Genomic DNA, 23,247 nt, shown 5'->3' with positions numbered 1-23,247 from the left:
CCCATGACGCGCCTCGTCCTCGTTCCGGCCTTCGCCTGCGACGCGGCGCTCTACGCGCCGCTCCTGGAGCGGCTGGGCGGGGATTTCGAGGCGCGAATCGTGGTGGCGGACCGGCCGTCCCTCGCCGAATGCGTCGGGCAGGTGCTGGCGGCGGCGGGCGGCGGCGCCTTCGTCGTCGGCGGCACTTCCTTCGGCGGCCATGTGGCGCGCGAGACGGCACTGGCCGCGCCGGACCGCGTCGCGGGCCTTCTCGTCATGGGCGCGGGCGCGGCGGCGCCCGCCGACCCCGCCCCGCTGGCGGCGCGCCGCGCCGCGATCGAAGGCGGCCGTCAGGCGGACATGCTGGAGGCGATGGCAAAGGCCATCGTCTTCGAGCCGGAAGGACGCGGCCGGAGCGCCGCCGGAACCTTCCGCGACATGGCGCGCCGCGCCGCCCCTGCTCTGCTATCGGCGCAGACCGAGGCATTGGCGACCCGGCCCGACCGGCGGAGCGATCTCGGCCGCCTCCGCTGCCCGACGCTTCTCGTCTGGGGTGACAGCGACGAATTCTCGCCACCCGCGACCGGCGCCGACATGGCACAGGCGATCCCGGACGCCGAATTCGTGCTTCTCCCGCATTGCGGCCATCTGCCGAGCCTCGAAGCCCCCGATGCCGTGGCGGCGGCGATCCGCGCCCGATTCGGGCCCTGATCCGTGTCGCTGCGCGCGCGGGTCCTCGGCGCCACGCTCGGCGTCCTCGTCCTCAGCCAGGCGGCGGAATGGACGCAGCAATATCTGCAACGGCTCGGCGGCGCGGCGGACGAGCTTCGCGCGGTGGTCGAACGGTTCGACGAGGGCGCGCGGGCGCTCGACCTGCCGCGCGCCGAGGCGCTCGGCCGGCTGAAGGCCTCGCCGGACCGTTTCGTGGCGCGCCAGGGAACGGATGCGGAAGCCACGATCGCCCGGTTCGAGGCGACCGAGCGGCGCTATCGCGCGCTTCTCGCGACAGCGCCGCTGCTGCGACCCTTCGCGGCGCTGGCCGATCTCGATCCCGGTATCGCGAGCCGCGCCTCGGGCGATTTCCGCCCGGCCCTGCCGGCGACGCCGGACGGCGTCGCGCTGACCTTTCTCGGCTTTCTCGGCGGCTGGGGCGCCGGCGCCGGCTCGTCCGGCGCCTGGCGCATGGCGCGAAGGCGGCGGCCTACTTGACCGCGTCGGCGACCGCGTCGGGTCCGTCGACGATCACCGCCCGGCGCTCCTGCACCTTCAACTCGTCCAATGCCGGCATCGACATGATGTTGTAGCCGGAATCGACGTAATGGATCTCGCCGGTCACGCCATTGGCGAGATCGGAGAGGAGATAGAGCACCGCGCCGCCAACCTCGTCGATCGTGACGTTGCGGCGCAGCGGCGCGTTCTTGCGCTGGTAGTTGAACATCAGCCGCGCGTCGGAGACGCCGGCGCCCGCCAGCGTGCGCACCGGCCCGGCCGAGACGGCGTTGACGCGGATGTTGCGCGGCCCGTAATCGGCCGCGAGATAGCGCACCGAGGCCTCCAGCGCCGCCTTGGCGACGCCCATCACGTTGTAGTTCGGCATGACGCGCGTCGAGCCGCCATAGGTCAGCGTCAGCACCGAGCCGCCGGTGGTCATCAGTTCGGCCGCGCGGCGGGTGATCTCGGTGAAGGAGAAGCAGGAGATCAGCATGGTGCGCGAGAAGTTCTCGCGCGAGGTATCGGCATAGAGCCCCTTCAGCTCGTTCTTGTCCGAGAAGGCGAGCGCGTGGACGAGGAAGTCGAGACCGCCCCATTCCTCGCGGATCCTGGCGAAGGCGGCGTCGACGGAGGCGATGTCCTCCACGTCGCAATCGATGAGGAGCTTGGCGCCGATCTCGTTCGCGAGCGGGCGGACGCGCTTGCCGAAGGCCTCGCCCTGATAGGTCAGCGCCAGTTCGGCGCCATGGGCGTGGAGCGCCTTGGCGGCGCCCCAGGCGATCGAGTTGTGATTCGCGACGCCCATGACGAGGCCGCGTTTGCCCTGCATCAGACCGGCCATCTCAACCCCTCAGCATTCTTCTTGGTTCTCGGGCGCATCGCGCGGCGGCGCGCGGCGCGGTCAGCCGACATGACGCCGGAAGACCAGGGTGGCATTGGTGCCGCCGAAGCCGAAGGAATTCGACAGCGCGAGGTCGATCCGGGCGTCGTCGATGCGCTTGCACACGATCGGCACGCCTTCGAATTCGGGATCGAGCTCGTGGATATGGGCGCTCTCGCCGATGAAGCCGGCCTGCATCATCAGGAGCGAGTAGATCGATTCCTGCACGCCGGCCGCGCCGAGCGAATGGCCGGTCAGCGACTTGGTCGACTGGATATGCGGCATGCGGTCGCCGAAGACCTCGCGGATCGCGCCGATCTCCTTCGAATCGCCGACCGGCGTCGAGGTGCCATGGGTGTTGATGTAGTCGACCTGCCCCTCGACCCCGGCCAGCGCCTGGCGCATGCAGCGCGCCGCGCCCTCGCCGGAGGGCGCCACCATGTCGTAGCCGTCCGAGGTCGCGCCATAGCCGACGACCTCGGCATAGATCTTCGCGCCCCGCGCCTTGGCGCGCTCCAGCTCTTCCAGCACGAGGACGCCGGCGCCGCCGGCGATGACGAAGCCGTCGCGGTCCTTGTCATAGGCGCGCGAGGCGACCGAGGGCGTCTCGTTGAAGTCGGAGGACATGGCGCCCATCGCATCGAAGAGGTTCGACATGGTCCAGTCGATATCCTCGTGGCCGCCGGCGAACATCACGTCCTGCTTGCCCCACTGGATCATCTCCGCCGCATTGCCGATGCAATGGGCCGAGGTCGAGCAGGCCGAGGAGATCGAATAGTTGACGCCGTGGATCTTGAACCAGGTCGCGAGCGTCGCCGAGGCCGTGGAGGACATCGCCTTCGGCACGGCGAAGGGGCCGATGCGCTTCGGGCTGTTGTTCTTGCGGGTGATGTCCGCCGCCTCGACCAGGGTCCGGGTGGAGGGACCGCCCGAGCCCATGATGATGCCGGTGCGCTCGTTGCCGGAGATGTCCTTCTCCTCGAGGCCGGAATCGGCGATCGCCTGCTTCATGGCGACATGGTTCCAGGCGCCGCCCTGCGACAGGAAGCGCATGGCGCGCCGGTCGACCTGCTCGGTCGGGTCCAGCGTCGGCTTGCCCCAGACACGGCACTTGAAGCCGTGCTCGGCGAAGTCCTCCGAGAAGGTGATGCCCGATTTCGCTTCGCGCAGCGAGGCCAGCACCTCCGAGGCATCGTTGCCGATCGACGACACGATGCCCATTCCGGTCACGACGACACGCTTCATCAGTTCCGTTCTCCGAATGCGGGGCGGCCTTGTTCAGGCCGGCGCCGGTCAGCCGCCGCTCGCCTCGTCCTGATCGACGAAGAGACCGACGCGCAGATCGCTCGCCGTGTAGATGATCTCGCCGTCCGCTTTCATCCAGCCCTCGGCGATGCCGAGCTTGAGGCGCGAGCGCATGACGCGCCTGAACTCCACGCCATATTCGACCAGCTTCACCTTCGGCGTCACCTGGCCGGTGAACTTCACCTCGCCGACGCCGAGCGCCCGGCCGCGGCCCGGCTCGCCGAGCCAGCCGAGATAGAATCCGGTCATCTGCCAGAGCGCGTCGAGGCCGAGGCAGCCCGGCATGACCGGGTCGCCCTCGAAATGACAGCCGAAGAACCAAAGATCCGGCTTCACGTCGAATTCGGCGCGGATCGAGCCCTTGCCGAACTTGCCGCCATCGGTCGTCACCTCGGTAATGCGGTCGAACATCAGCATCGGCGGCAGCGGCAATTGCGCGTTGCCCGGCCCGAACAGCCGGCCATGGCCGCAGGCAATGAGGTCGTCGTAGTCGAAACTGGTCTTTTCGAGTGCCATCGTCGTCCGGATCCCGCCCGGCCGGAGCCGGTCTCGGGCGTGCCTGTAGCACGCAACTTTCATAAGGTGAACGTCCGTTAGAATTCGTGTGCGCTTGCGGCAAGGGCAAATGGGCGGCAAAAGCGCCGTCATGAAGATTTCAGCGGGCCTCCTCGCTTTGGCGCTCCTCCTGTCGCCGGCCCCGGCGCGGGCGGACAGCTGGACCTTTCGCCCGGCGGCAAACGGCGGCAGCGCGGGCTTTCTGGCGGAGAGCGGCTGGTCGGGCCTCTGGTTCGCCTGTTCCGGCGGCGCGGCGGTGCTGACCGTCTCGACCTTCGGCGCCCGGCTCGCCGGCGATGCCGAACAGCGCGCCGTTCTCGACATCGACGGCACGGCCTTTCTCCAGAGAATGCGCTCAGGCACCGTGGACGGCGGCCCGGTGCTGCGCCGCCCGCTCACGCGGGCCGAACTCGAAGCCCTCGCCGGCGCTTTGGGCAAGGGGCGCAAAGCGGAGATCGCGATGCCGGCGGGACGCTTCGCGCTGCCGCTGAAGGGGTCCGGCAAGGCGCTGGCGAGCCTTCTCGCCGCCTGCCGATAGGAAAATCGCGCTCCCGCCGCCCGGCCTCTTGGTCCGTCCCGCGCCGACAGCCATATCTTGCCTGCGGACGGCCCTTTCCGGTACAAGAAGGGTCGGACGAAAGCAGAGAGAAGCGATGGCGGTGGCAATGGACGGTCGGGGGCGCAAGCAGGGGTTCTGCGTGTTCGAGCGGCTGCGTGCCGCCGGCCTGCGCCCGACGCGCCAGCGCGTCGCGCTCTGCAATCTCATCTTCTCGAAGGGCGACCGCCATCTCTCGGCCGAGGAGCTCTACGAGGAGGCGCATCGCGCCGGCGAATCCGTGTCGCTCGCCACCGTCTACAACACGCTGCACCAGTTCACCGATTCCGGCATCATCCGGCCGCTGACCGGCGAGGGCCAGCGCACCTATTTCGACACCAACACCTCCGATCACCACCATTTCTTCCTGGAGGAAGAGAATCGGATGATCGACATTCCGAATGGCGGCCTGCGCCTCGACCAGCTCCCCGACGTGCCGGAGGGGATGGAGATCGTGAATGTCGACATCGTCGTGCGCCTGCGCCGCAAGGCGGGCGCCGGCAAGGCGGCGAACTAAGCGCTCTCGACGAAATGCTTAAGGGTCGGCTGCCGGCCCTTTGAACCTATAGCGCCTCAAGCCGCATCGAGCGCGGCAAGGATCGTCTCGGCGCGCGCCGCGACGCTCGTCTTCGGCAGGATTGTGATCTCGTAAGCGAGGGCCGGATAGGCCGCGAGCAGCCGCTCGTATTCGGCGATCGCGGCGGGCAGATCGTGGCGCCGCTCGGCATCGCCCGCATAGATCTCCGGCCAGGGCGGCGTCAGGAAGACGCGCCGGTGATAGCGGCACCTGTCGCGCAGCCATGCGGGCCAGGCCTCGCCCGTCGCGTGGCCGAGGGCGACCGCCGCATCGACCAGTCCCCGATCGAAGAAGACCGTTCCCTCGCGGTGCCGCGCCGCCTCGTAGTCGCCGCGCGCGAGATCGAGCGCCCGGCGGGCGAAGGCCGCCATGTCGATCCAGGGCAGCGCCGTGCCGCTCCGCGCCCGTTCCTCGGCGACGACGCGGCGACCGGGCTCCTCCACCACGGCGAAGCCCCGCCCGGCGAGTTCCGCCAACAGCGTCGACTTGCCGCCGCCGGAACAGCCGGAGATCATGACGAAGCGGTTCATTGCCCCCTGCTCTGGCAGAATGCGAAGAGAGCGGAAGGCGACGCGTCAGGCAAGGGCGGCGACGCGCCGGATCGGCGTGATGAAATTTCGGACGGCCCTTAGAACTTCTCGTCGGGATAGACGCCCCAGAGATCGTTCTGGCGGACATAGCCCTTGCGGCCGGAAATCTCGACCTGGCACCAGGAGAAGGCGCATTCCTTGACCTTAGAGACGACGCCCGGCTCCATCCGCGCGACGATGTTGGAATCCTCGGCGGCGCTGCGATGCATCTCGATCGTCGTCGTCTTGCCCTTCAGCCAGGGCGCCGCGATGCCGGTGCGCGTGCCGCTGAGGAGCGAGTGGTAGACCCAGCCCTCCGTGCCCTCCGAATCGCGGATGCGGCGCCAGAGCTCGAATTCCTGGACGATCTCCACCGGCAGGCCGGGCTTCATGTAGAGCCAGGTCACCGCATAGTCCTTGCCGGGGCCGACGCGCAGATTGACGCGCGGCGACTTCAGCGAGACGAAGCGCGGCAGCGGCAGCTTGGAATGCGAGCCCGTCGGGTCCTCGCTCTCCCCCGTCTCCTCTTCCGGCGCGGGCGTCATGTCCTCGGACGCGGCGGAGGTCGCGGCGCCGGCGAGGCGCGGCGGCAGCACGGCCATGGAACTGGCGATGAGGACGAGGGCGAGAAGGCCGCGAAGGGCGGGGCGCGGGGCGGACATGACGGCTCTCAATCTCCAACGAACATCGCCTTGAGCCGCGGGGAGCAGCCACCAGAGCGAGGGTTCAGACATGCCGTCCGGGCGGAAAGGCCGCTTCCTTTCCATCCTCCTGCCGGCGCGCCGAGGATCGCAGAACAGGGTTAACGCGGCGTTTCCTCCCAGCCGCATCCCCTTGCGTCACTGGGCCGGCGGGCGCAGTCTCGCGCATCGACCGGACACAAGAAGCCGGCATCCCTGGGAGAGAGACCATCATGAGCGAGACCCTGGACCGCCCGGCCGGCGCCGAGGCGAAGCCTGCTGCATCCCCGTCTCCGGCGCCCGCGCGCCTTGCCGCCGAACATTGGCTCGGCGCCTTCGAGGCGGCGCTCGCCGCCAAGGACGCGGCGGCGGCCGCGGCGCTGTTCGCCGCGACGAGCTTCTGGCGCGACCTCGTCGCCTTCACCTGGAACATCCGCACCGTCGAAGGGCCGGAGGGCGTGCGCGACCTTCTGGAGGCGCAATTGCCGCATGTCGCGGCCTCCGGCTTCCGGCTGGAGGAGGAGCCGACGGAGGACGGCGGCGTCGTCACCGCCTGGTTCACCTTCGAGACGGATTTCGGCCGGGGCCGGGGACTCCTGCGCCTGAAGGATGGCAAGGCCTGGACCTTCCTCACGACGCTCTACGAGTTGAAGGGGTTCGAGGAGCCGATGAACGAGCGCCGGCCGATGGGCGCCGAGCACGGCTCGTCCTCGACGCGGCGGAGCTGGGCGGAGAAGCGCGAGGCCGAGGCGAAGGAGCTCGGCTTCGAGCGCCAGCCCGAAGTGCTGATCATCGGCGGCGGCCAGGGCGGCATCGCGCTGGCGGCGCGCCTGCGCCAGCTCGACGTGCCGACCATCGTCATCGACCGGCACGAGCGGCCGGGCGACCAGTGGCGCAAGCGCTACAAGTCGCTCTGCCTGCACGATCCGGTCTGGTACGATCACCTGCCCTATCTCGATTTTCCGAAGAACTGGCCGGTCTTCGCGCCGAAGGACAAGATCGGCGACTGGCTCGAAATGTATGCCAAGGTGATGGAGCTGAACTATTGGGGCTCCACCACCGCCAGGCACGCCGCCTATGACGAGGCCGCCAAGGAATGGACGGTCGTCGTCGAGCGGAACGGCGAGGAGATCACGCTGCGGCCGAAGCAGCTCGTGCTGGCGACGGGCATGTCCGGCAAGGCCAATGTGCCGAACTTTCCGGGCATGGAACGCTTCAAGGGCGAGCAGCACCATTCCTCGCAGCATCCGGGGCCGGACGCCTATCGCGGCAAGCGCGTGGTGGTCATCGGCTCGAACAATTCCGCCCATGACATCTGCGCCGCGCTTTACGAGAGCGGAGCGGACGTCACCATGGTGCAGCGCTCCTCCACCCATATCGTGAAGTCCGATTCCCTGATGGAGCACGGCCTCGGCGCGCTCTATTCGGAACAGGCGCTGGCGAAGGGCGTGACCACGGCGAAGGCGGATCTTATCTTCGCCTCCCTGCCCTATCGGATCATGCACGAGTTCCAGATCCCGATCTACGCGACGATCAAGGAGAAGGATGCCGGGTTCTACGAGGCCCTCGAAAAGGCCGGCTTCCGGCTGGACTGGGGCACGGACGGCTCCGGCCTCTTCATGAAATATCTGCGGCGCGGCTCGGGCTACTACATCGATGTCGGCGCCTCGCAGCTGATCATCGACGGCAAGATCAAGCTGAAGGCGGGCCAGGTGCGGGAGATCACCGAGAGTGGCGTCACGCTCGACGACGGCACGGAACTGCCGGCCGACCTCATCGTCTATGCGACGGGCTACGGCTCGATGAACGGCTGGGCGGCGGATCTCATCAGCCAGGACGTCGCCGACAAGGTGGGCAAGGTCTGGGGTCTCGGCTCCGACACGCCGAAGGACCCCGGCCCCTGGGAAGGCGAGCAGCGCAACATGTGGAAGCCGACCCAGCAGGAGGCGCTCTGGTTCCATGGCGGCAACCTGCACCAGTCGCGCCATTATTCGCTCTATCTCGCCTTGCAGCTGAAGGCGCGCAAGGAAGGCATCCCGACGCCGGTCTACGGCTTGCAGGACGTCCATCACAAGTCTTAGGCGAAGCCTCGACGCCGCCTCCTTCTCCCGAGTCGGGAGAAGGAGGCGGCAGGCGGATGAGGGAGGTCGGAGCGCGGCGGCAGGAACGCCGGGTCTCTCCCCTCTTCGCCGCCGGGAAGTGCTTGGCATCCCGGCCAATCCCCGAATGAAAAGGCCCGGCGGTTCGCACCGCCGGGCCTTTCGTCGTTCAAGAGAGGGAAGCCGCGATCAGGCGGCGTCCTCCTCGCTCTTCTTGGTTTCCTTGACCTCCTCGCCCGTCGTCTGATCGACGGCGCGCATGGAGAGGCGGACCTTGCCGCGCTCGTCGAAGCCCATGAGCTTCACCCAGACCTTCTGGCCTTCCGTGACGACGTCGGTCGTCTTGGCGACGCGGCCGGCGCCGAGCTGCGAGATATGGACGAGGCCATCGCGCGAGCCGAAGAAGTTGACGAAGGCGCCGAATTCGACGGTCTTCACCACGGTGCCCTCGTAGACGGCGCCGACTTCCGGCTCGGCCACGATGGAGTGGATCCACTTCTTGGCCGCCTCGATCTCCTTGCCGGAGGCGGAAGCGATCTTGATCGTGCCGTCGTCCTCGATGTTGATCTTGGCGCCGGTCTTCTCGACGATCTCGCGGATCACCTTGCCGCCCGAACCGATCACGTCGCGGATCTTCTCGGTCGGGATGGTCATGACCTCGATGCGCGGCGCGAACTCGCCGAGCTGGCCGCGCGACTCCGACAGAGCGTTCGACATCTCGCCGAGAATGTGGATGCGCCCGCCCTTGGCCTGGTCGAGGGCGATCTTCATGATCTCCTCGGTGATGCCCTGGATCTTGATGTCCATCTGAAGCGAGGTGATGCCGGACTCGGTGCCCGCCACCTTGAAGTCCATGTCGCCGAGGTGATCCTCGTCGCCGAGGATGTCGGACAGGACGGCGAAGCGCTCGTTCTCCTTAATGAGGCCCATGGCGATGCCCGCCACCGGGCGCGCCAGCGGCACGCCGGCATCCATCAGCGCCAGCGAGGTGCCGCAGACGGTCGCCATCGAGGAGGAGCCGTTCGATTCCGTGATCTCGGACACGGCGCGCAGCGTGTAGGGGAAGGCTTCCTTGGCCGGCAGCATCGGGTGGATGGCGCGCCAGGCGAGCTTGCCATGGCCGATCTCGCGGCGGCCGGGCGAACCCATGCGGCCGGTCTCGCCGACCGAATAGGGCGGGAAGTTGTAGTGAAGGAGGAAGGTCTCCTTGTAGGTCCCGGTCAGGCTGTCGACGAACTGCTCGTCCTCGCCGGTGCCGAGGGTCGCGACGACCAGCGCCTGCGTCTCGCCGCGGGTGAAGAGCGCCGAGCCGTGGGTGCGCGGCAGGATGCCGACCTCGGCGACGATCGGGCGGACCGTCGAGAGGTCACGGCCGTCGATGCGGCTGCCGGTGTCGAGGATGTTCCAGCGCACGATCTTGGCCTGGAGTTCCTTGAAGACCGTGCCGACCTCTTCCTTCGTATGGGCCGGGTTCTCGGCGCCCTCGGGCAGGAAATGGGCGGTGACCTTCGCCTTCACCGCGTCGACGGCGGCGTAGCGGGCCTGCTTGTCGGTGTTCTTGTAGGCCTCGCGCAGCTCGCCCTCGACGAGCTGGAGCATGGCGGCTTCCAGCGCCGAATGATCGGCGGGCTGGAAGTCGCGCGGCTCCTTGGCCGCGTGCTCGGCGAGCTTGATGATCGCGTCGATCACCGGCTGGAAGCTGCGATGGCCGAACATCACGGCGCCGAGCATCACGTCCTCGGCCAGTTCCTGCGCCTCGGACTCCACCATCAGGACGGCGTCCTGCGTGCCGGCGACGACGAGGTCGAGCTTCGATTCCGGCATCTCGTCGACATGCGGGTTCAGCTTGTACTCGCCGCCGATATAGCCGACGCGCGCCGCGCCGATCGGGCCCATGAAGGGCACGCCCGACAGCGTCAGCGCGGCGGAGGCCGCGACCATCGCGAGCACGTCCGGATCGTTCTCCAGATCATGCTGGAGGACGGTGACGACGACCTGGGTGTCGTTCTTGTAGCCCTCGGCGAAGAGCGGGCGGATCGGACGGTCGATCAGGCGGGAGACCAGCGTCTCCTTCTCGGACGGACGGCCCTCGCGCTTGAAGTAGCCGCCGGGGATCTTGCCGGCCGCGAAGGCCTTTTCCTGGTAGTTGACGGTGAGCGGGAAGAAATCGAAGCCCGGCTTCGGCTTCTTCTCGGAGACGACGGTCGCGAGAACGGCGCTCTCGCCATAGGTCGCGAGCACCGCGCCGTCGGCCTGACGGGCGATCTTGCCGGTTTCCAGCGTGAGGCGGCGGCCGCCCCAGTCGATTTCCACCTTGTGGGTCTTGAACATCGGTTTGCCTTCCAAGGGCGGAGCCCGCCGCGCTGGCGCGGCACGGGGCGACCGCCGGTCGCTTTCGTTGGGAAGCGCCCATGGGCAAGACAGCGGGAGGCTTCGGGGGAGCGGCGCTCCCATGCATTCGCTCCGGGACGGAACCCGGAATGTCCTGCCGGGAAGCCTCCGGCAATCCTGCCCCATGACCGTTCCGGTTCGGGGTTCAGGGGGCCTCCGGCGCGGGAGCGCCGCGGGGCCCGTCGTCGTGGACGGAGCCTTCCGGCTCCGAAAGACGATCGGCGGGCGCCCATGGCCCGCCGATCGCGAGTTCGTTCTTAGCGGCGCAGGCCGAGGCGACCGATCAGGTCGTTGTAGCGCTGCTCGTCGCGGCTCTTCAGATAGTCGAGCAGGCGACGGCGCGTCGAAACCATCTTCAGGAGGCCGCGACGCGAATGGTTGTCCTTCTTGTGGCCCTTGAAGTGCTCGGTCAGGTTGGTGATGCGCTCCGAAAGCAGCGCGACCTGCACTTCCGGCGAGCCGGAGTCGCCGTCCTTGGTGGCGTATTCCTTGATGAGAGCGGCCTTGCGCTCAGCAGTGATCGACATCGGAATCCCTTTCTTGGAATTGAGGGTTCGGGTCGCCCAAGGCCGGGATGTCGTCCAGCGAGGGCCGTGCGAAAGGCATCGCGTTCGCAGTCGAACTCGCGATGCTGGGCCGCATATAATCGACCTTGCGCAAAAGCGCCAGAGGCGGGCGGAAGCGGCACTTTCGCCGCAGGGACCGCCAGGAGAAACGCAGCATGAGCGATGCGGCCGCATACGAACTCTACGCCTATTGGCGCACCTCCGCCACCTATCGGGTGCGCGTCGCGCTGGCCCTGAAGGGCCTTGGCGCCGAGGAGCGCTTCGTCGACGTCGACAAGGGCGAGAACCGCTCGCCCGAATTCCTGAAGATCAATCCGATGGGCGGCCTGCCCGCCTTCGTCGTCAAGGACGGCGGTGCGGTGCTCACCCAGTCGCTGGCGATCCTCGACTATCTGGAGGAGACCCATCCCGAGCCGGCGCTGCTGCCCGCCGACGCGCTCGGCCGCGCCCGTGTGCGCTCGCTCGCCCAGATGCTCGCCGCCGACACGCATCCGCTGATCACGCCGCGCGTGAGGAAATATCTCGCCGCCGAGGGCGGCTTCACCCCGGACGCCTGGAAGAGCTGGCAGCGCCATTGGTTCACCACCGGCCTCCAAGCCTTCGAGGCGCGCCTCGCGGCGGATCGCGAGACCGGCCGCTTCTGCCATGGCGATCAGGTGACGATCGCCGATATCTGCCTTGCCAGCATCACGGCGGTGATGAAGGTCTTCGACATCAACGTGGCGGGGATTCCGACCGTCGAGCGCATTCTCGCCGAATGCGAGGCGATGCCGGCCTTCGCGGCGGCCGATCCCTTCCTGCAGACGGGCGCGCCGGAGCGCGCGGCCTGACGCGAGCCCCGATCAGGCGATGGCGGCGGGGGGCAGCGCGGCGAAGCCGCCGAAATCCTCCGCCGGGTCGATGCCGCCGAGATCGGCGAGACGGTCTTCCTCGCAGCCCCGGACATAGGCCGCGACATCGCCCATGCGCCGCAGGGTGCGCCAGTAGATGTCCTCCATGAGGATATGGGCGAATTCGCCGTGGCGGCCGATGCTGTAGAGGCCCTGGACGCCGGTCGAGGCCGCGAAGCGCTTCCGGACATGCTCGTAGCGCGACAGATAGACGGGATAGGCGACCGGCGTGCGCAGCACGCCGCCGCTGCCGAGATAGCGCCGCCGCAGGTCGTTGCCGAAGATGCGGCAGCTGCCTTCCAGGCAGAGTTCGGCGAGTTCGGCCTCGGGCAGGGTCCAGGTCTCGTCGCCCACCTCGCAGCCGAGATCGTAGGTCAGGAGCGTCTTGCCGGCCGGCGCCAGCCAGGGCATCGAGATCGCCGCCTCGGTGATGCGGAAGAAGCGCTGGCGGTAGTCGGGCACCCAGAGCATCGTGTCCGGCAGGATATGGCGCCCGGCGAAGCGCAGATTGGCGAAGACCATCGGCCGGTAGCGGAAGGAGCTGAGAGCCGCCAGCGCGTCCGTGCCCTCGACGAGCTTCGGCAGGACATTCACCGGCGCGGTGCTGATCGCCGCCGAGACCGGGATCTCCGCGCCGCGCACCCGGACCGCGACCACCCGCTCGTTGCGCGTGACGATGCGCTCGACCGGCGATTCCAGGCGGATGGCGCCGCGCAAGGCGGCGACCGTCGGCTCCAGAAGCGTGGCGAGCCCGCCTTCGGGATAGACATGGTAGAGGCCGGCGCCTTCCGGCCTCTCGTGCGAATAGCCGTTGCAGACCGCGCGGCGCGTCACCCGCGCCGCGACGTTGAGATAGATCGACTTCAGGATGCCGGCGCCGAATTTCTGCCCGACGGACGAAGCGAGATCGCTCGCCAGCGCGCCCGACCAGGCCTCCGCCAGAGGAATGGCGACCTCCTCGGCCAGCGCCGCGCCATAGGTGGCGCGGAACCAGTCCTCGGCCGAGCGCACGGTCTTCTGCCGCCGCAGCTTGGCGTCGAGGGCGCTGAGCGCGAAGCCGGGATCGACCATCAGGCCGAGGGGATAGTTGCGGGCCCGGCCGTCGAGCAGCACCGCCTCGCCGTAATGGCGCACCGTGCGGCAGGTCCCGGTGGCGCCGAGCGCCGCCGCCAGCCGGTTGCTGACGAAATGCGCGCCGTAGTCATACGAGAAGCCCTCGGCATCCTTGAAGGAGGCGGCGAGGCCGCCGATCGCCTTGCCGGCCTCGAAGACCACGACGGGCAGGCCCTGGCGTCGCAATTCGGCCGCCGCCGTCAGGCCGGCCAGCCCCGCTCCGATGATCGCGATCGGCTCCATGACGCATCTCCCTCCCACCGGCCGCCTCCCGCGCGCCGGGTGCAGAACGAACGTTTCCCCCGCGCGCCTCGCCGCGCCTCGGCCAGGGCCGGGGCGAGGGAAGCGCACGTCGCCGAGCGGTCACCTTGCGGATGCCGGTCGTCTTCTTGGAGCTCTTGCCGTCGAAGGACCTCGAAAGGAGCGGCTTCGTCGCCGTGGCCCGCCTTCGGAAGAAGGCCGGCGCCAAGAGCCGAAGCGCAGCCTCCTTCACCGTCAGTTATGGCGAGGGGGCGCGGCGAAACAAGACAGCGTTGAGAATCCGTTACTTTTACAAGTTCTTAAGGTTACGCGATAAGCTTTTCGTCAAATGCTTCGCATCGCTCGCGGCCGCCTTTGTCCGGCCTTGGGATGCTTAGAGATCGAGCGCGCCCTCGATCAGAAGGCTGACCGCGCCGCCGATCAGGACGCCCTCGCCGTCGGGCCGGATATGGACGCGGCCGAGCCGGCCGATGGCTGTGCCCTGGGCGATGGTGAGCGGCGTATCGAGCCGTCCCTCCGCCCGCATCCATTGCGCGATGGCGGCATTCAGCGAGCCGGTGATCGGGTCCTCGATCACGGCGTTCGACAGTTCGAACATCCGCACCTCGAAGTCGCATTCGCCGCCGGGCGGATGCGCGCCGATCAGGCCGACGAAGAGGTCCTCGGGCCAGCGGGCGCGGGACGGATCGACCGCCAGCACCTTGGCGGCGTCGGCGAGTTCGAGAACATGCCAGACCGGCCCGTTGACGAGCCGCGCCGCTCGCCGGACATCCGCCGCATCGAGACCCAGCGCGGCGGCGAGCGCTGCCACGTCTCTCGGCTCCAGGGGCGCGACGGTGGTCGGAGGCGCGCGGAAGGCCGGCACGGCTCCGCCGATCTCGACCTCCACGAGGCCGACGGCGCATTCCTGCCGGACGGTGCCCGGCCGCTTCGGCCGCCCGCCGGCGGCGAGCCAGGCCATGCAGCTGCCGAGCGTCGGATGGCCCGCGAAGGGCAGCTCGCGGCTCACCGTGAAGATGCGGACGCGGTAATCCGCCTCCGGGGTCTCGGGCGGCAGAAGGAAGGTCGTCTCGGCGAGATTGGTCCAGGCGGCGAAGCGCTGCATCTCCGCGTCCGACAGCCCCTCGCCGTCGACGACGACCGCGAGCCCGTTGCCGCGCGTCGGCACCGCCGAGAAGACGTCGCACTGGATGAATCGCCGCTTCATGATGGTCGCTCCCCTCTCGGACGCTCGGCGGAGACAACCACGCCGGGCCACCCCTCATCCGTCGCGCAGCCAAGGCCGGATCGCAAACGAAAAGGGCCGCCCCAGGGGCGGCCCTCCTCTATCTTCGTCGTGGCAGGGCCGTCGCCCGCCGCGATTTCAGCCGCGGCCGCCGAAGACGCGCTTCGGGCGGAAGGAGCCTTCCTCCACGGCGCCGAGTGCGATGAGGCGGCCATGGCCGGTGGCATAGGCCTCCTCGCAGAAGGCGGGCGCATCGCGGCCGCGCAGCAGCACCGGATTGCCGGCGAGCACCCGGCCCGCCTGCTCGTCCGTCAGCGCCACCTCGTAGAGATCGGACAAGGCGGCCTCCGCCTCGATCAGATATTCGTCCAGCGGCGCGAAATCGACGACGCGCGGCCTGGCGCCGGCTTCCAGCGCCTCCGGCTCGAGCGTTTCGCGACCCTCCTCGGCGGCGGCCTCGAGCTCGTCCAGCGTCACCATGTCGTCTTCCTCGAAGGCGCCGACCGCGAGGCGGCGCAGCTCCGTGACATGGCCGAAGCAGCCGAGATCGCGCCCCATGTCGCGGGCGATCGAGCGCACATAGGTGCCCTTGCCGCAATCGACCTCGAAGACGGTCGCGCTCTCGCGCATCTCCATGATCTCCAGGCGGTGGACGAGCACGGTGCGCGCCGCGATCTCCACCACCTCGCCCTCGCGGGCGAGATCATAGGCGCGCTCGCCGGCGATCTTGATCGCCGAGAACTGCGGCGGCACCTGGCTGATCTCGCCGCTATAGGCGGGAATCAGCGCCTCGATGGCGGCGCGCGACGGGCGCGCCTCGGAAGCGCGCACCACCGGCCCTTCCGTGTCGTCGGTCGTGGTCTCGGCGCCCCACTGCACCGTGAAGCGATAGGTCTTCTCGCCGTCCATCACGAAGGGGACGGTCTTCGTCGCATCGCCGAGCGCGATCGGCAGCATGCCGGAGGCGAGCGGGTCGAGCGTGCCGGCATGGCCGGCCTTCTGCGCGAAATACAACCACTTAATCTTGGAAACCGCATCCGTCGAGCCGAGGCCCTTCGGCTTGTCGAGGATGATCCAACCGGAAATCGCCCGGCCCTTCGGCTTCTTGCCGCGACGCGACATCAATTATCGTCCCTATCCGTTTCCTGTTCGCCGTCGAGATCGCGGGCCACTTCCGGCGAGCGGAGCAGCTGGTCGATCCGGGCATAGTTGTCGAAGGAGTCGTCGGCGCGAAACCGAACCTCCGGCATGTATTTCATCTGGCGCAGCATCGGGGTCAGCCGGCCGCGCAAGAAGCGGGCGTGGCGGTTCAGCGCCTCGACCGTCGGCGCCATGTCTTCCTGCCCGAAGGCGGTGACATAGGCGGTGGCGAGCTTCAGGTCCGGCGACATGCGAACCTCCGAGACCGAGATCACCGTCTTCTCGATCACCGGATCGTCGATTTCGTGGCGCCCGAGAATGGCGGAGAGGCCGTGCCGCACCTCCTCGCCCACGGAAAGCTGGCGCTGCGACGGACCCTTGGTCTGGTTCTTGTGTCTAGCCATGGCTTCGGTTTTCGAATGAGCAATGGAAAGGGTGTCGGGCGCGCCAGGAGCGCGTCCGTCGCCGGTCCCTCAGCAAAAGCGAACCCGGCGCGAGGGCCGGGTTCGTCATGCCGCCCGTCGAGGTGCGGAACCTCAGAGCGTGCGGGCGACGTGCTCCACGCGGAAGCACTCGATGACGTCGCCCGCCAGGATGTTGTCGTAGTTCTGGAAGGCCATGCCGCATTCCTGGCCGCCCGGCACCTCCGCCACTTCGTCCTTGAAGCGCTTGAGGGTCTTCAGCGTTCCCTCGTGGATCACCACGCCGTTGCGGATCAGGCGGACGCCCGCGCCGCGCTCGACCTTGCCCTCGGTGACGCGGCAGCCCGCGACCTTGCCGATCTTGGTGATCTGGAAGACCTCCAGGATCTCGGCATTGCCGATGAAGGTCTCGCGACGCTCCGGCGACAGGAGGCCCGACATCGCCGACTTCACGTCATCCACGAGGTCGTAGATGATGTTGTAGTAGCGGATCTCGATGCCCTGCGCTTCGGCCGCCTGTCGGGCCTGCGCATTGGCGCGGACGTTGAAGCCGATGATCGCGGCATCCACCGTCGAGGCCAGCTGGACGTCCGACTCGGTGATCGCGCCGGCGCCCGAATGGACGATCCGCGCCTTGACCTCGTCGTTGCCGAGCCGCTCGAGCGCCACCTGGATGGCCTCGACCGAACCCTGCACGTCGCCCTTGATGAGGAGCGGGAACTCCTTCAGCCCGGTGGACTGGAGCTGGCTCATCATCTGCTCGAGCGAACCGCGCTGGCCGGCGGCCTTGGCCACCTGCTTCTCGCGGGCGAGACGCTGACGGTATTCGGAGATCTCGCGCGCCCGCGCCTCGTCGGAGACGACGGCGAAGCGGTCGCCCGCGCCCGGCGTGCCGGAAAGGCCGAGGACCTCGACCGGCATGGAGGGCGGCGCCTCCTTGAGCTGGCGCCCCATGTCGTCGACGATGGCGCGCACGCGGCCCCACATGTCGCCGGCGACGACGATGTCGCCGGTCTTCAGCGTGCCGGCCTGGACGAGAACCGTCGCCACCGGGCCGCGACCGCGATCGAGCTGCGCCTCGATGACGACACCTTCCGCCGTGCGGTCGGGATCGGCCTTGAGGTCCAGAAGCTCGGCCTGGAGCAGGATCGCCTCGATCAGATTGTCGATGCCGGTGCCGGTCTTCGCCGACACCTCGACGTCGAGCACCTCACCACCGAGGGATTCCACGAAGACCTCGTGCTGGAGGAGCTGCGTGCGCACCCGCACCGGATCGGCCGAGGCGCGGTCGATCTTGTTGATCGCCACGATGATCGGCACGCCCGCCGCCTTGGCGTGGCGGATGGACTCGACCGTCTGCGGCATCACCGAATCGTCGGCCGCCACCACGAGCACGGCGATGTCCGTCGCCTGCGCGCCGCGGGCGCGCATCGCCGTGAAGGCCTCGTGGCCGGGCGTGTCGATGAAGGTGATCTTCCGATCCTCGTAGTCGATCTGATAGGCGCCGATATGCTGGGTGATGCCACCGGCCTCGCCCGACACGACATTGGTCTTGCGGATCGCGTCGAGCAGCGAGGTCTTGCCATGATCGACATGGCCCATGATGGTGACGACCGGCGGACGCGGCTGCATCTTCTCGATATCGTCGGCGACGTTGAAGAAGCCCTCCTCGATGTCCGAGGCGGCGACGCGCTTCACCGTATGGCCGAACTCGGTCGCGATCAGCTCGGCGAGATCGCCGTCGATCACGTCGCCGGGCTTCATCATCTGTCCCTGGCTCATCAGGAACTTCACGACGTCCACCGCGCGCTCGGTCATGCGGTTGGCGAGCTCCTGGAGCGTGATCGTCTCCGGGACCGTCACTTCGCGCACGATCTTCTCCCGCGGCTGGTTCATCTGCGAGCGCTTGAACTTCTCCTGCCGTCGCCGCATCGACGACAGCGAGCGGCCGCGCGCGCCCTCCTCGCTGGTCAGCGCCTTATCGAGCGTCAGCTTGCCGCCGCGCCGATCGTCGGCGCCGCGCGTCGTGCGGGTCGGCTTGGCCGCCGCGTCGGGACGCGCCGCCGCGCCCGGCCGGGCCGTCGGCGCGCGACGCGCACCGATGCCACGCGGCGCGCCACGGCTGCTCGCATCCTCTTCGAAACCGCCGCCGATCGGGCTCGGAGCCGGCGTGAAACCGCCGCCGCCGCCGGGGCGACCGACGCCGCCCGGTCCACCCGCGCTGCGACCGGCACCGCCGGGGCCACCGGCGCTGCGGCCGGCACCACCCGGACCGCCGGGACCGCGGCCGGGACCGCCCGCCGCGCCACCCGGACGCGGGCCGCGCGATTCGCCGGCACCCGACCGATAGGACGGCGCATAGGAGCCCTGCGACCGGCCGTCGCGCGATTCGCGCTCGCGGTCCCGCTCACGCGGCGGCTCGGACGCGGCGCGACGCGCGGCCTCCTCCTCCGCCTTCTTGCGGGCCTCGGCCTCGGCCTCGAGCCGGATCTGTTCCTCGAGCTGGCGCAGCTCGCTTTCCTCGCGCTCGCGGCGACGACGCTCGTCCTCGGCGACGCGACGGGCCTCCTCCTCGCGGAAGAGGCGCTTGTCTTCGGCCTCGCGCTGCCGCGCGAGTTCGAGCGCGCGCCGACGGGCGTCCATCTCGCGGGACGAGAGGTCGCTCAGGACGGCGCCGCGCGGCTGCCGGGCGCCGGGCGCGCCGGACTGGCCGGGACGGGCGCCCTGCGGCGCGCCGGGACGGCCGCCCGGAGCACCGGACGCCGGACGGCTGATGGGAGCCCCCGAGGGACCGCGCGCCGGCTGCGGCGCGCCGGACTGGCCGGGACGGCCGGCACCCTGCGGGCCGGAACCCGGACGATTCTGGCTCGCACCGGGCGCGCCGGGACGGCGCTGATCCTGGGCGGGCGCCGGGCGATTCTCGGCGCGCGGCGTCTCGGCCGGGCGCGGCGCGCTCGGCTGCGGCGCGGCCGGCGCGGGACGCGACGCTTCGGGCGCGGCGGCAACGGACTTGGCCTCGGGCGCGGCGGCGGCCGGAGCCGACGCGACAGGAGCGGAGGGAGCCGGCTGCGCCGCCGCCGGAGCCGGGGCGGGAGCCGCCGGAACCGGAGCAGGCGTCGGGGCGGCCGGGCGCGGCTCGGGCTCCTTCGCCACCACCGGGGCCGGGGCCGGCTGCGGCGCCGGCGTCACCGGGGCGGCCGGACGCGGCGCGGCAGCCTCGACCGGAGCCGGGCTCGCCGGAGCGGGCTGGCTCGGCGCGGGGCGCGGGGCGGCGGCCGCCGGAGCGGGCACGGCGGGCTTCGCCGCGGCGGGCGCGGGTGCGGGCACCGGCGCCGGCTCGGGCTTGCCGTCCTCCGGCCGCACGACCCGGCGCTTCTTGGTCTCGACCACGACGTTGTTCGTACGGCCGTGCGAGAAATTCTGGCGCACGGTCGACTGCTGCGCGCCGCCACCGGGCTTCAGGGACAAAGTCTTCTTCGTGGTCACGCTCAGCGTCTTGTCGTCGCCGGATTTCGTGTCGTTCATCTACAGTTCCGCTTCCTGGGCAGGATCGCTCCCAAGCCCGTCATCCATGCCGGGATCCTCGTCGGGGATCCGCCGTCCGTCATCGTCGCGAACCGCTTGCCCCAAACGAGGGCTCCTCCCGGGGCACACGCCCCGATAGTTCGCCAGCGCCTCGAGGCGCTTGAGAAGAGCTGCGCCCGCCTCTCCGGCAAGGACGGCCGCATGTATCACATTGTCCCCGCCGATGGCCAAACCCAATTCGTCCGACGAGGCCGGCCGAAAGGCGGGTATTTCTTCCGTCTCCTCGATCGCGGCCGCCGCGAAGCGCGCCGCGTCGATCTTGCGAATGCCGTCGGCGGCCGCGTCCTCGGCATGGATCACGGCGAGAGCCGCTCCCGCGCGGACCGCCGCGTCGACGCGCGAGGCGCCGGACACGACCGAGCCGGCCTTGCGGGCCAGCCCCAGAAACCCGAGCGCGGCGCGTTTCAGCACCGCGTCCACGACATCCGGCAGATCCTCGCCGGCTCTCGCCTCCGCCTTCAGCGCCCGTCCGAAAAGCTTGCGGCGCACCGCAAGTTCCACCACCTCGCGCCGCGCCTCGACATGGACGCCGCGCCCCGGCAGCCGGCGCTTCAGATCCGGCACCACCTGCCCGTCGGGCGAGGCGACGAAGCGGATCAGCCGATCCGTCTCGAAGCTCTGCCGCGAGACGATGCACATGCGCGGGTTCATCTCGTCGTCGTCCGCCATCCGCATCGCACCGTTCCGGCATCAGGCCCTTGACGGCTTACTCAGCCGCCGCCTCGACGCCTTCTTCCCCTTCCTCACCTTCCGCCGGCGCCTCGTCCTCCGTGATCCAGCCCGCCTTCAGGCGCGCCTTCAGGATCATGGTCTCGGCCTCGGCGCGGCTGAGCTCGAACTTCGACAGCGCGCCGTCGAACTTCTTCACCTCGCCGTCCTTGCGCTCCGTCCAGCCGACGAGATCGTCGACGGCGCAGCCGGCAAAGTCCTCGATCGTCTTGATGCCGTCCTCGCCGAGCGCGACCAGCATCTCGGTGCGCAGCCCGTCGATCTCCTTCAGCTCGTCGGCGACGCCGAGCGCCTTGCGCTTGTCGTCGAATTCCGCCTCGCGGCGATCGAGATAGTCGCGGGCGCGGTTCTGGATCTCCGCCGCCGTGTCCTCGTCGAAGCCGTCGATGGAGGCGACCTCGTCGGCATCGACATAGGCCACTTCCTCCACCGAGGAAAAGCCTTCCGAGGCGAGCAGCTGGCCGACCATCTCGTCGACGTTCAGCGCGTTCATGAACAGGTCCGACCGCTCGGCGAATTCCTTCTGCCGCCGCTCCGACTCCTCCTGCTCGGTGAGGATGTCAATGTCCCAGCCGGTGAGCTGCGAGGCGAGGCGCACGTTCTGGCCGCGCCGTCCGATCGCCAGAGACAATTGGTCATCCGGCACCACGACTTCAATGCGCTCGGCATCCTCGTCGAGCACGACCTTCGTCACCTGCGCCGGCTGAAGGGCGTTGACGAGGAAGGACGCGGCGTCCGGCTGCCAGGGAATGATGTCGATCTTCTCGCCCTGCAATTCGCCGACCACCGCCTGGACGCGGCTGCCGCGCATGCCGACGCAGGCGCCGACCGGATCGACCGACGAATCGCGCGAGACGACGGCGATCTTGGCGCGCGAGCCCGGATCGCGGGCCACCGCCTTGATCGTGATGATGCCGTCGTAGATCTCCGGCACTTCCATCGCGAAGAGCTTCGCCATGAACTGCGGATGGGTGCGCGACAGGAAGATCTGCGGCCCGCGCGGCTCGCGGCGCACGTCGTAGATATAGGCCCGCACCCGGTCGCCGTAGCGGAAGAGCTCGCGCGGGATCTGCTCGTCGCGGCGGATGATGCCCTCGCCCTTGCCGAGATCGACGATCACATTGCCGTATTCGACGCGCTTCACCGTGCCGTTGACGATCTCGCCGACGCGGTCGTGATATTCCTCGTACTGCTTGTCGCGCTCGGCCTCGCGCACCTTCTGCACGATGACCTGCTTGGCCGACTGCGCCGCGATGCGGCCGAAATCCATCGGCGGCAGCTGCTCGGCGATGAAGTCGCCCGGCTCGGCGTCGGGATTCTTATCGCGAGCGAGATCGAGATAGATCTGCGTCGCCGGATTCTCGACATCCTCCACCACTTCGAGGAGGCGCTGCAGCTTCATCTCGCCGGTGCGCGTGTTGATGTCGACGCGGATATTGGTTTCCTGGCCGTAGCGCGACCGGGCCGCCTTCTGGATGGCGTCCGCCATCGCCTCGATCACGATCTCGCGGTCGATCGACTTCTCGCGCGCGACGGCGTCCGCGATCTGCAGAAGCTCGAGCCGGTTCGCACTGACTGCCATCTTCCTGGGTCTCCTTGCCCGCGACGCGCGCCCTTCAGGGGCTCAGCCGCCGGCCTTTTCGTCGTTGTCGTTGTCGGCATCGCCGGAAAACTGCCCCCGGCGCGCCGCCTTGTCGGCCTTCAACGCGGCATCGATCAGATCGTCGGTGAGGACGAGACGCGCATCGCCGATCGCATCGAAGGGAATGTCCACGAGCGCGGCTTCGTCGCCCGTCACCTGGTCGCGCTCGAAGCGGACATGGTCCGCCTCGACGCCGACGATCCGGCCGCGCCAGCGCTTGCGCCCGTCGACCAGCCGATTCGCCTCGACCTTCGTCAGATGGCCCGCCCAGGCCTCGAAATCGCCGCGCCGCACTAGCGGCCGGTCGATGCCCGGCGAGGACACTTCCAGGTGATATTCGCGATCGATCGGGTCCTCGATGTCGAGAACGGGCGAAACCGCGCGGCTGAGCATCTCGCAATCCTCGATCGACATGGTGCCGTCCGGCCGCTCCGCCATGATCTGGAGGGTCATGCCGTTCATCTGCGACAGCTTCACCCGCACGAGGCGAAAGCCGATCTGCTCGGCCACCGGCTCGACGATCGCGGCGATGCGGCCCTCGAGGCCCGCCTCGGTCACGAGGCGCCGCTCGGACGCCGAGGAGGAAGGATTCGTCGCGACGGTATCGGTCACCAGAACTCCGCGCAGCTGCCCGAGACGGCGTGCCGCCGGGCCTTTCGGATCGAGTTGCGCCACCGCCCGCCATGCCCGGAACAGGTTCCGATAATAAAAAAGAGCGGGACCGGTGGGACCCACTCTCGACGGTGTCGCAGAGAATTCGATGCGGGATATATGACAATCCGCCCGCCGGATCAAGCCGCCTCGCGCGGGCTCGCCGCTTCGCGCCTTTTCG

21 protein-coding genes are annotated in these 23,247 nt (G+C 69.1%); 6 read left to right on the top strand and 15 right to left on the bottom strand.

Annotation, left to right across the window (positions count from 1 at the left end):
* Window positions 1-3: 3 nt before the first annotated feature.
* Together IEY14_RS23350 and IEY14_RS23345 are read left to right on the top strand one after the other, a co-directional pair.
* Window positions 4-690, top strand: coding sequence for an alpha/beta fold hydrolase (locus IEY14_RS23350; protein ID WP_188912858.1), 687 nt, complete (start codon window positions 4-6; stop codon window positions 688-690).
* 3 nt (window positions 691-693) lie between these two features.
* A complete protein-coding gene (locus tag IEY14_RS23345) occupies window positions 694-1,188 on the top strand; it encodes a DUF2937 family protein (protein ID WP_188912856.1) in 495 nt (164 codons plus the stop codon).
* Here the strand turns inward: IEY14_RS23345 and fabI are convergent.
* Genes fabI through fabA form a run of 3 tightly spaced genes read right to left on the bottom strand, consistent with a single transcriptional unit; the run spans window position 1,181 to window position 3,892 of the window.
* Window positions 1,181-2,032 (bottom strand): enoyl-ACP reductase FabI, encoded by an 852-nt coding sequence (gene fabI / locus IEY14_RS23340; protein ID WP_188912854.1) that lies wholly within the window; start codon window positions 2,030-2,032, stop codon window positions 1,181-1,183. The two genes, IEY14_RS23345 and fabI, sit on opposite strands and share 8 nt — an antisense overlap.
* 60 nt (window positions 2,033-2,092) lie before the next feature.
* Window positions 2,093-3,316, bottom strand: coding sequence for a beta-ketoacyl-ACP synthase I (gene fabB, locus IEY14_RS23335; RefSeq protein WP_188912851.1), 1,224 nt, complete (start codon window positions 3,314-3,316; stop codon window positions 2,093-2,095).
* A 48-nt stretch (window positions 3,317-3,364) separates the two neighbouring features.
* A complete protein-coding gene (gene fabA, locus IEY14_RS23330) occupies window positions 3,365-3,892 on the bottom strand; it encodes a 3-hydroxyacyl-[acyl-carrier-protein] dehydratase FabA (protein WP_188912849.1) in 528 nt (175 codons plus the stop codon).
* A 130-nt stretch (window positions 3,893-4,022) separates the two neighbouring features.
* Between fabA and IEY14_RS23325 the strand changes: the two genes are divergently transcribed.
* Window positions 4,023-4,469, top strand: a complete 447-nt coding sequence (locus IEY14_RS23325; protein WP_188912847.1) for a hypothetical protein — start codon at window positions 4,023-4,025, stop codon at window positions 4,467-4,469.
* Between the two features lie 127 nt (window positions 4,470-4,596).
* Window positions 4,597-5,043, top strand: coding sequence for an iron response transcriptional regulator IrrA (irrA, locus tag IEY14_RS23320; RefSeq protein ID WP_188912937.1), 447 nt, complete (start codon window positions 4,597-4,599; stop codon window positions 5,041-5,043).
* 56 nt (window positions 5,044-5,099) lie between these two features.
* Here irrA and IEY14_RS23315 read toward each other — a convergent pair whose 3' ends face one another.
* Window positions 5,100-5,633 carry an AAA family ATPase gene (locus IEY14_RS23315; RefSeq protein WP_188912845.1) on the bottom strand — a complete coding sequence of 178 codons (534 nt, stop codon included), beginning with the start codon at window positions 5,631-5,633 and terminating at the stop codon, window positions 5,100-5,102.
* Between the two features lie 98 nt (window positions 5,634-5,731).
* Window positions 5,732-6,217, bottom strand: a complete 486-nt coding sequence (locus IEY14_RS23310) for an SH3 domain-containing protein (RefSeq protein WP_373289046.1) — start codon at window positions 6,215-6,217, stop codon at window positions 5,732-5,734.
* Between the two features lie 368 nt (window positions 6,218-6,585).
* Between IEY14_RS23310 and IEY14_RS23305 the strand changes: the two genes are divergently transcribed.
* Window positions 6,586-8,433: a flavin-containing monooxygenase gene (locus IEY14_RS23305; RefSeq protein WP_188912841.1), complete on the top strand. Its 1,848-nt coding sequence runs from the start codon at window positions 6,586-6,588 to the stop codon at window positions 8,431-8,433.
* Between the two features lie 207 nt (window positions 8,434-8,640).
* On the opposite strand, the gene pnp is transcribed toward IEY14_RS23305, so the two are convergent.
* Together pnp and rpsO are read right to left on the bottom strand one after the other, a co-directional pair.
* The gene (gene pnp / locus IEY14_RS23300; RefSeq protein ID WP_188912839.1) at window positions 8,641-10,782 is read right to left on the bottom strand and encodes a polyribonucleotide nucleotidyltransferase; all 2,142 of its coding nucleotides are present in this window, start codon (window positions 10,780-10,782) and stop codon (window positions 8,641-8,643) included.
* Window positions 10,783-11,099: 317 nt separating this feature from the next.
* Window positions 11,100-11,369 carry a 30S ribosomal protein S15 gene (gene rpsO, locus IEY14_RS23295; RefSeq protein WP_188912838.1) on the bottom strand — a complete coding sequence of 90 codons (270 nt, stop codon included), beginning with the start codon at window positions 11,367-11,369 and terminating at the stop codon, window positions 11,100-11,102.
* Window positions 11,370-11,563: 194 nt separating this feature from the next.
* On the opposite strand from rpsO, the gene maiA reads away from it, so the two are divergent.
* On the top strand, window positions 11,564-12,238 hold the full coding sequence (gene maiA, locus IEY14_RS23290; RefSeq protein ID WP_188912837.1) for a maleylacetoacetate isomerase: 675 nt from the start codon (window positions 11,564-11,566) through the stop codon (window positions 12,236-12,238).
* A 12-nt stretch (window positions 12,239-12,250) separates the two neighbouring features.
* Here the strand turns inward: maiA and IEY14_RS23285 are convergent, their stop codons facing one another.
* From IEY14_RS23285 to rimP, 8 genes are all read right to left on the bottom strand, one after another.
* Entirely contained in the window at window positions 12,251-13,654 is a 1,404-nt protein-coding gene (locus IEY14_RS23285) for a protoporphyrinogen/coproporphyrinogen oxidase (protein WP_188912836.1), read from the bottom strand.
* Window positions 13,655-14,045: 391 nt separating this feature from the next.
* Entirely contained in the window at window positions 14,046-14,879 is an 834-nt protein-coding gene (locus IEY14_RS23280; protein WP_188912835.1) for a PhzF family phenazine biosynthesis protein, read from the bottom strand.
* A gap of 156 nt (window positions 14,880-15,035) precedes the next feature.
* Window positions 15,036-16,019: a tRNA pseudouridine(55) synthase TruB gene (gene truB, locus IEY14_RS23275; RefSeq protein WP_188912834.1), complete on the bottom strand. Its 984-nt coding sequence runs from the start codon at window positions 16,017-16,019 to the stop codon at window positions 15,036-15,038.
* On the bottom strand, window positions 16,019-16,441 hold the full coding sequence (rbfA, locus tag IEY14_RS23270) for a 30S ribosome-binding factor RbfA (protein ID WP_188912833.1): 423 nt from the start codon (window positions 16,439-16,441) through the stop codon (window positions 16,019-16,021). The genes truB and rbfA overlap by 1 nt, the downstream gene beginning before the upstream one ends.
* Before the next feature lie 132 nt (window positions 16,442-16,573).
* Window positions 16,574-19,984 carry a translation initiation factor IF-2 gene (infB, locus tag IEY14_RS23265; protein ID WP_188912832.1) on the bottom strand — a complete coding sequence of 1,137 codons (3,411 nt, stop codon included), beginning with the start codon at window positions 19,982-19,984 and terminating at the stop codon, window positions 16,574-16,576.
* The gene (locus IEY14_RS23260) at window positions 19,985-20,713 is read right to left on the bottom strand and encodes an RNA-binding protein (protein WP_244639652.1); all 729 of its coding nucleotides are present in this window, start codon (window positions 20,711-20,713) and stop codon (window positions 19,985-19,987) included.
* Between the two features lie 37 nt (window positions 20,714-20,750).
* On the bottom strand, window positions 20,751-22,355 hold the full coding sequence (gene nusA / locus IEY14_RS23255) for a transcription termination factor NusA (RefSeq protein WP_188912830.1): 1,605 nt from the start codon (window positions 22,353-22,355) through the stop codon (window positions 20,751-20,753).
* A 42-nt stretch (window positions 22,356-22,397) separates the two neighbouring features.
* Window positions 22,398-23,027 carry a ribosome maturation factor RimP gene (gene rimP / locus IEY14_RS23250; RefSeq protein WP_244639647.1) on the bottom strand — a complete coding sequence of 210 codons (630 nt, stop codon included), beginning with the start codon at window positions 23,025-23,027 and terminating at the stop codon, window positions 22,398-22,400.
* Window positions 23,028-23,247 lie beyond the last annotated feature (220 nt).

The organism is Aureimonas endophytica, assembly GCF_014642635.1.
GTDB lineage: Bacteria > Pseudomonadota > Alphaproteobacteria > Rhizobiales > Rhizobiaceae > Plantimonas > Plantimonas endophytica.
The sequence above is the reverse complement of the archived record's forward strand: the minus strand, read 5'-3'. Positions and strand labels throughout refer to the sequence as shown.

Coding starts and splice junctions, on each gene's coding strand:
- IEY14_RS23310 (WP_373289046.1), bottom strand. CDS start 6,217: ATGACGCCCGCGCCGGAAGAGGAGACGGGGGAGAGCGAGGACCCGACG.
- IEY14_RS23315 (WP_188912845.1), bottom strand. CDS start 5,633: ATGAACCGCTTCGTCATGATCTCCGGCTGTTCCGGCGGCGGCAAGTCG.
- nusA (WP_188912830.1), bottom strand. CDS start 22,355: ATGGCAGTCAGTGCGAACCGGCTCGAGCTTCTGCAGATCGCGGACGCC.
- IEY14_RS23350 (WP_188912858.1), top strand. CDS start 4: ATGACGCGCCTCGTCCTCGTTCCGGCCTTCGCCTGCGACGCGGCGCTC.
- rbfA (WP_188912833.1), bottom strand. CDS start 16,441: ATGGCTAGACACAAGAACCAGACCAAGGGTCCGTCGCAGCGCCAGCTT.
- IEY14_RS23305 (WP_188912841.1), top strand. CDS start 6,586: ATGAGCGAGACCCTGGACCGCCCGGCCGGCGCCGAGGCGAAGCCTGCT.
- fabB (WP_188912851.1), bottom strand. CDS start 3,316: ATGAAGCGTGTCGTCGTGACCGGAATGGGCATCGTGTCGTCGATCGGC.
- pnp (WP_188912839.1), bottom strand. CDS start 10,782: ATGTTCAAGACCCACAAGGTGGAAATCGACTGGGGCGGCCGCCGCCTC.
- fabI (WP_188912854.1), bottom strand. CDS start 2,032: ATGGCCGGTCTGATGCAGGGCAAACGCGGCCTCGTCATGGGCGTCGCG.
- fabA (WP_188912849.1), bottom strand. CDS start 3,892: ATGGCACTCGAAAAGACCAGTTTCGACTACGACGACCTCATTGCCTGC.
- irrA (WP_188912937.1), top strand. CDS start 4,597: ATGGACGGTCGGGGGCGCAAGCAGGGGTTCTGCGTGTTCGAGCGGCTG.
- IEY14_RS23285 (WP_188912836.1), bottom strand. CDS start 13,654: ATGGAGCCGATCGCGATCATCGGAGCGGGGCTGGCCGGCCTGACGGCG.
- IEY14_RS23280 (WP_188912835.1), bottom strand. CDS start 14,879: ATGAAGCGGCGATTCATCCAGTGCGACGTCTTCTCGGCGGTGCCGACG.
- infB (WP_188912832.1), bottom strand. CDS start 19,984: ATGAACGACACGAAATCCGGCGACGACAAGACGCTGAGCGTGACCACG.
- rpsO (WP_188912838.1), bottom strand. CDS start 11,369: ATGTCGATCACTGCTGAGCGCAAGGCCGCTCTCATCAAGGAATACGCC.
- IEY14_RS23325 (WP_188912847.1), top strand. CDS start 4,023: ATGAAGATTTCAGCGGGCCTCCTCGCTTTGGCGCTCCTCCTGTCGCCG.
- IEY14_RS23260 (WP_244639652.1), bottom strand. CDS start 20,713: ATGGCGGACGACGACGAGATGAACCCGCGCATGTGCATCGTCTCGCGG.
- truB (WP_188912834.1), bottom strand. CDS start 16,019: ATGTCGCGTCGCGGCAAGAAGCCGAAGGGCCGGGCGATTTCCGGTTGG.
- maiA (WP_188912837.1), top strand. CDS start 11,564: ATGAGCGATGCGGCCGCATACGAACTCTACGCCTATTGGCGCACCTCC.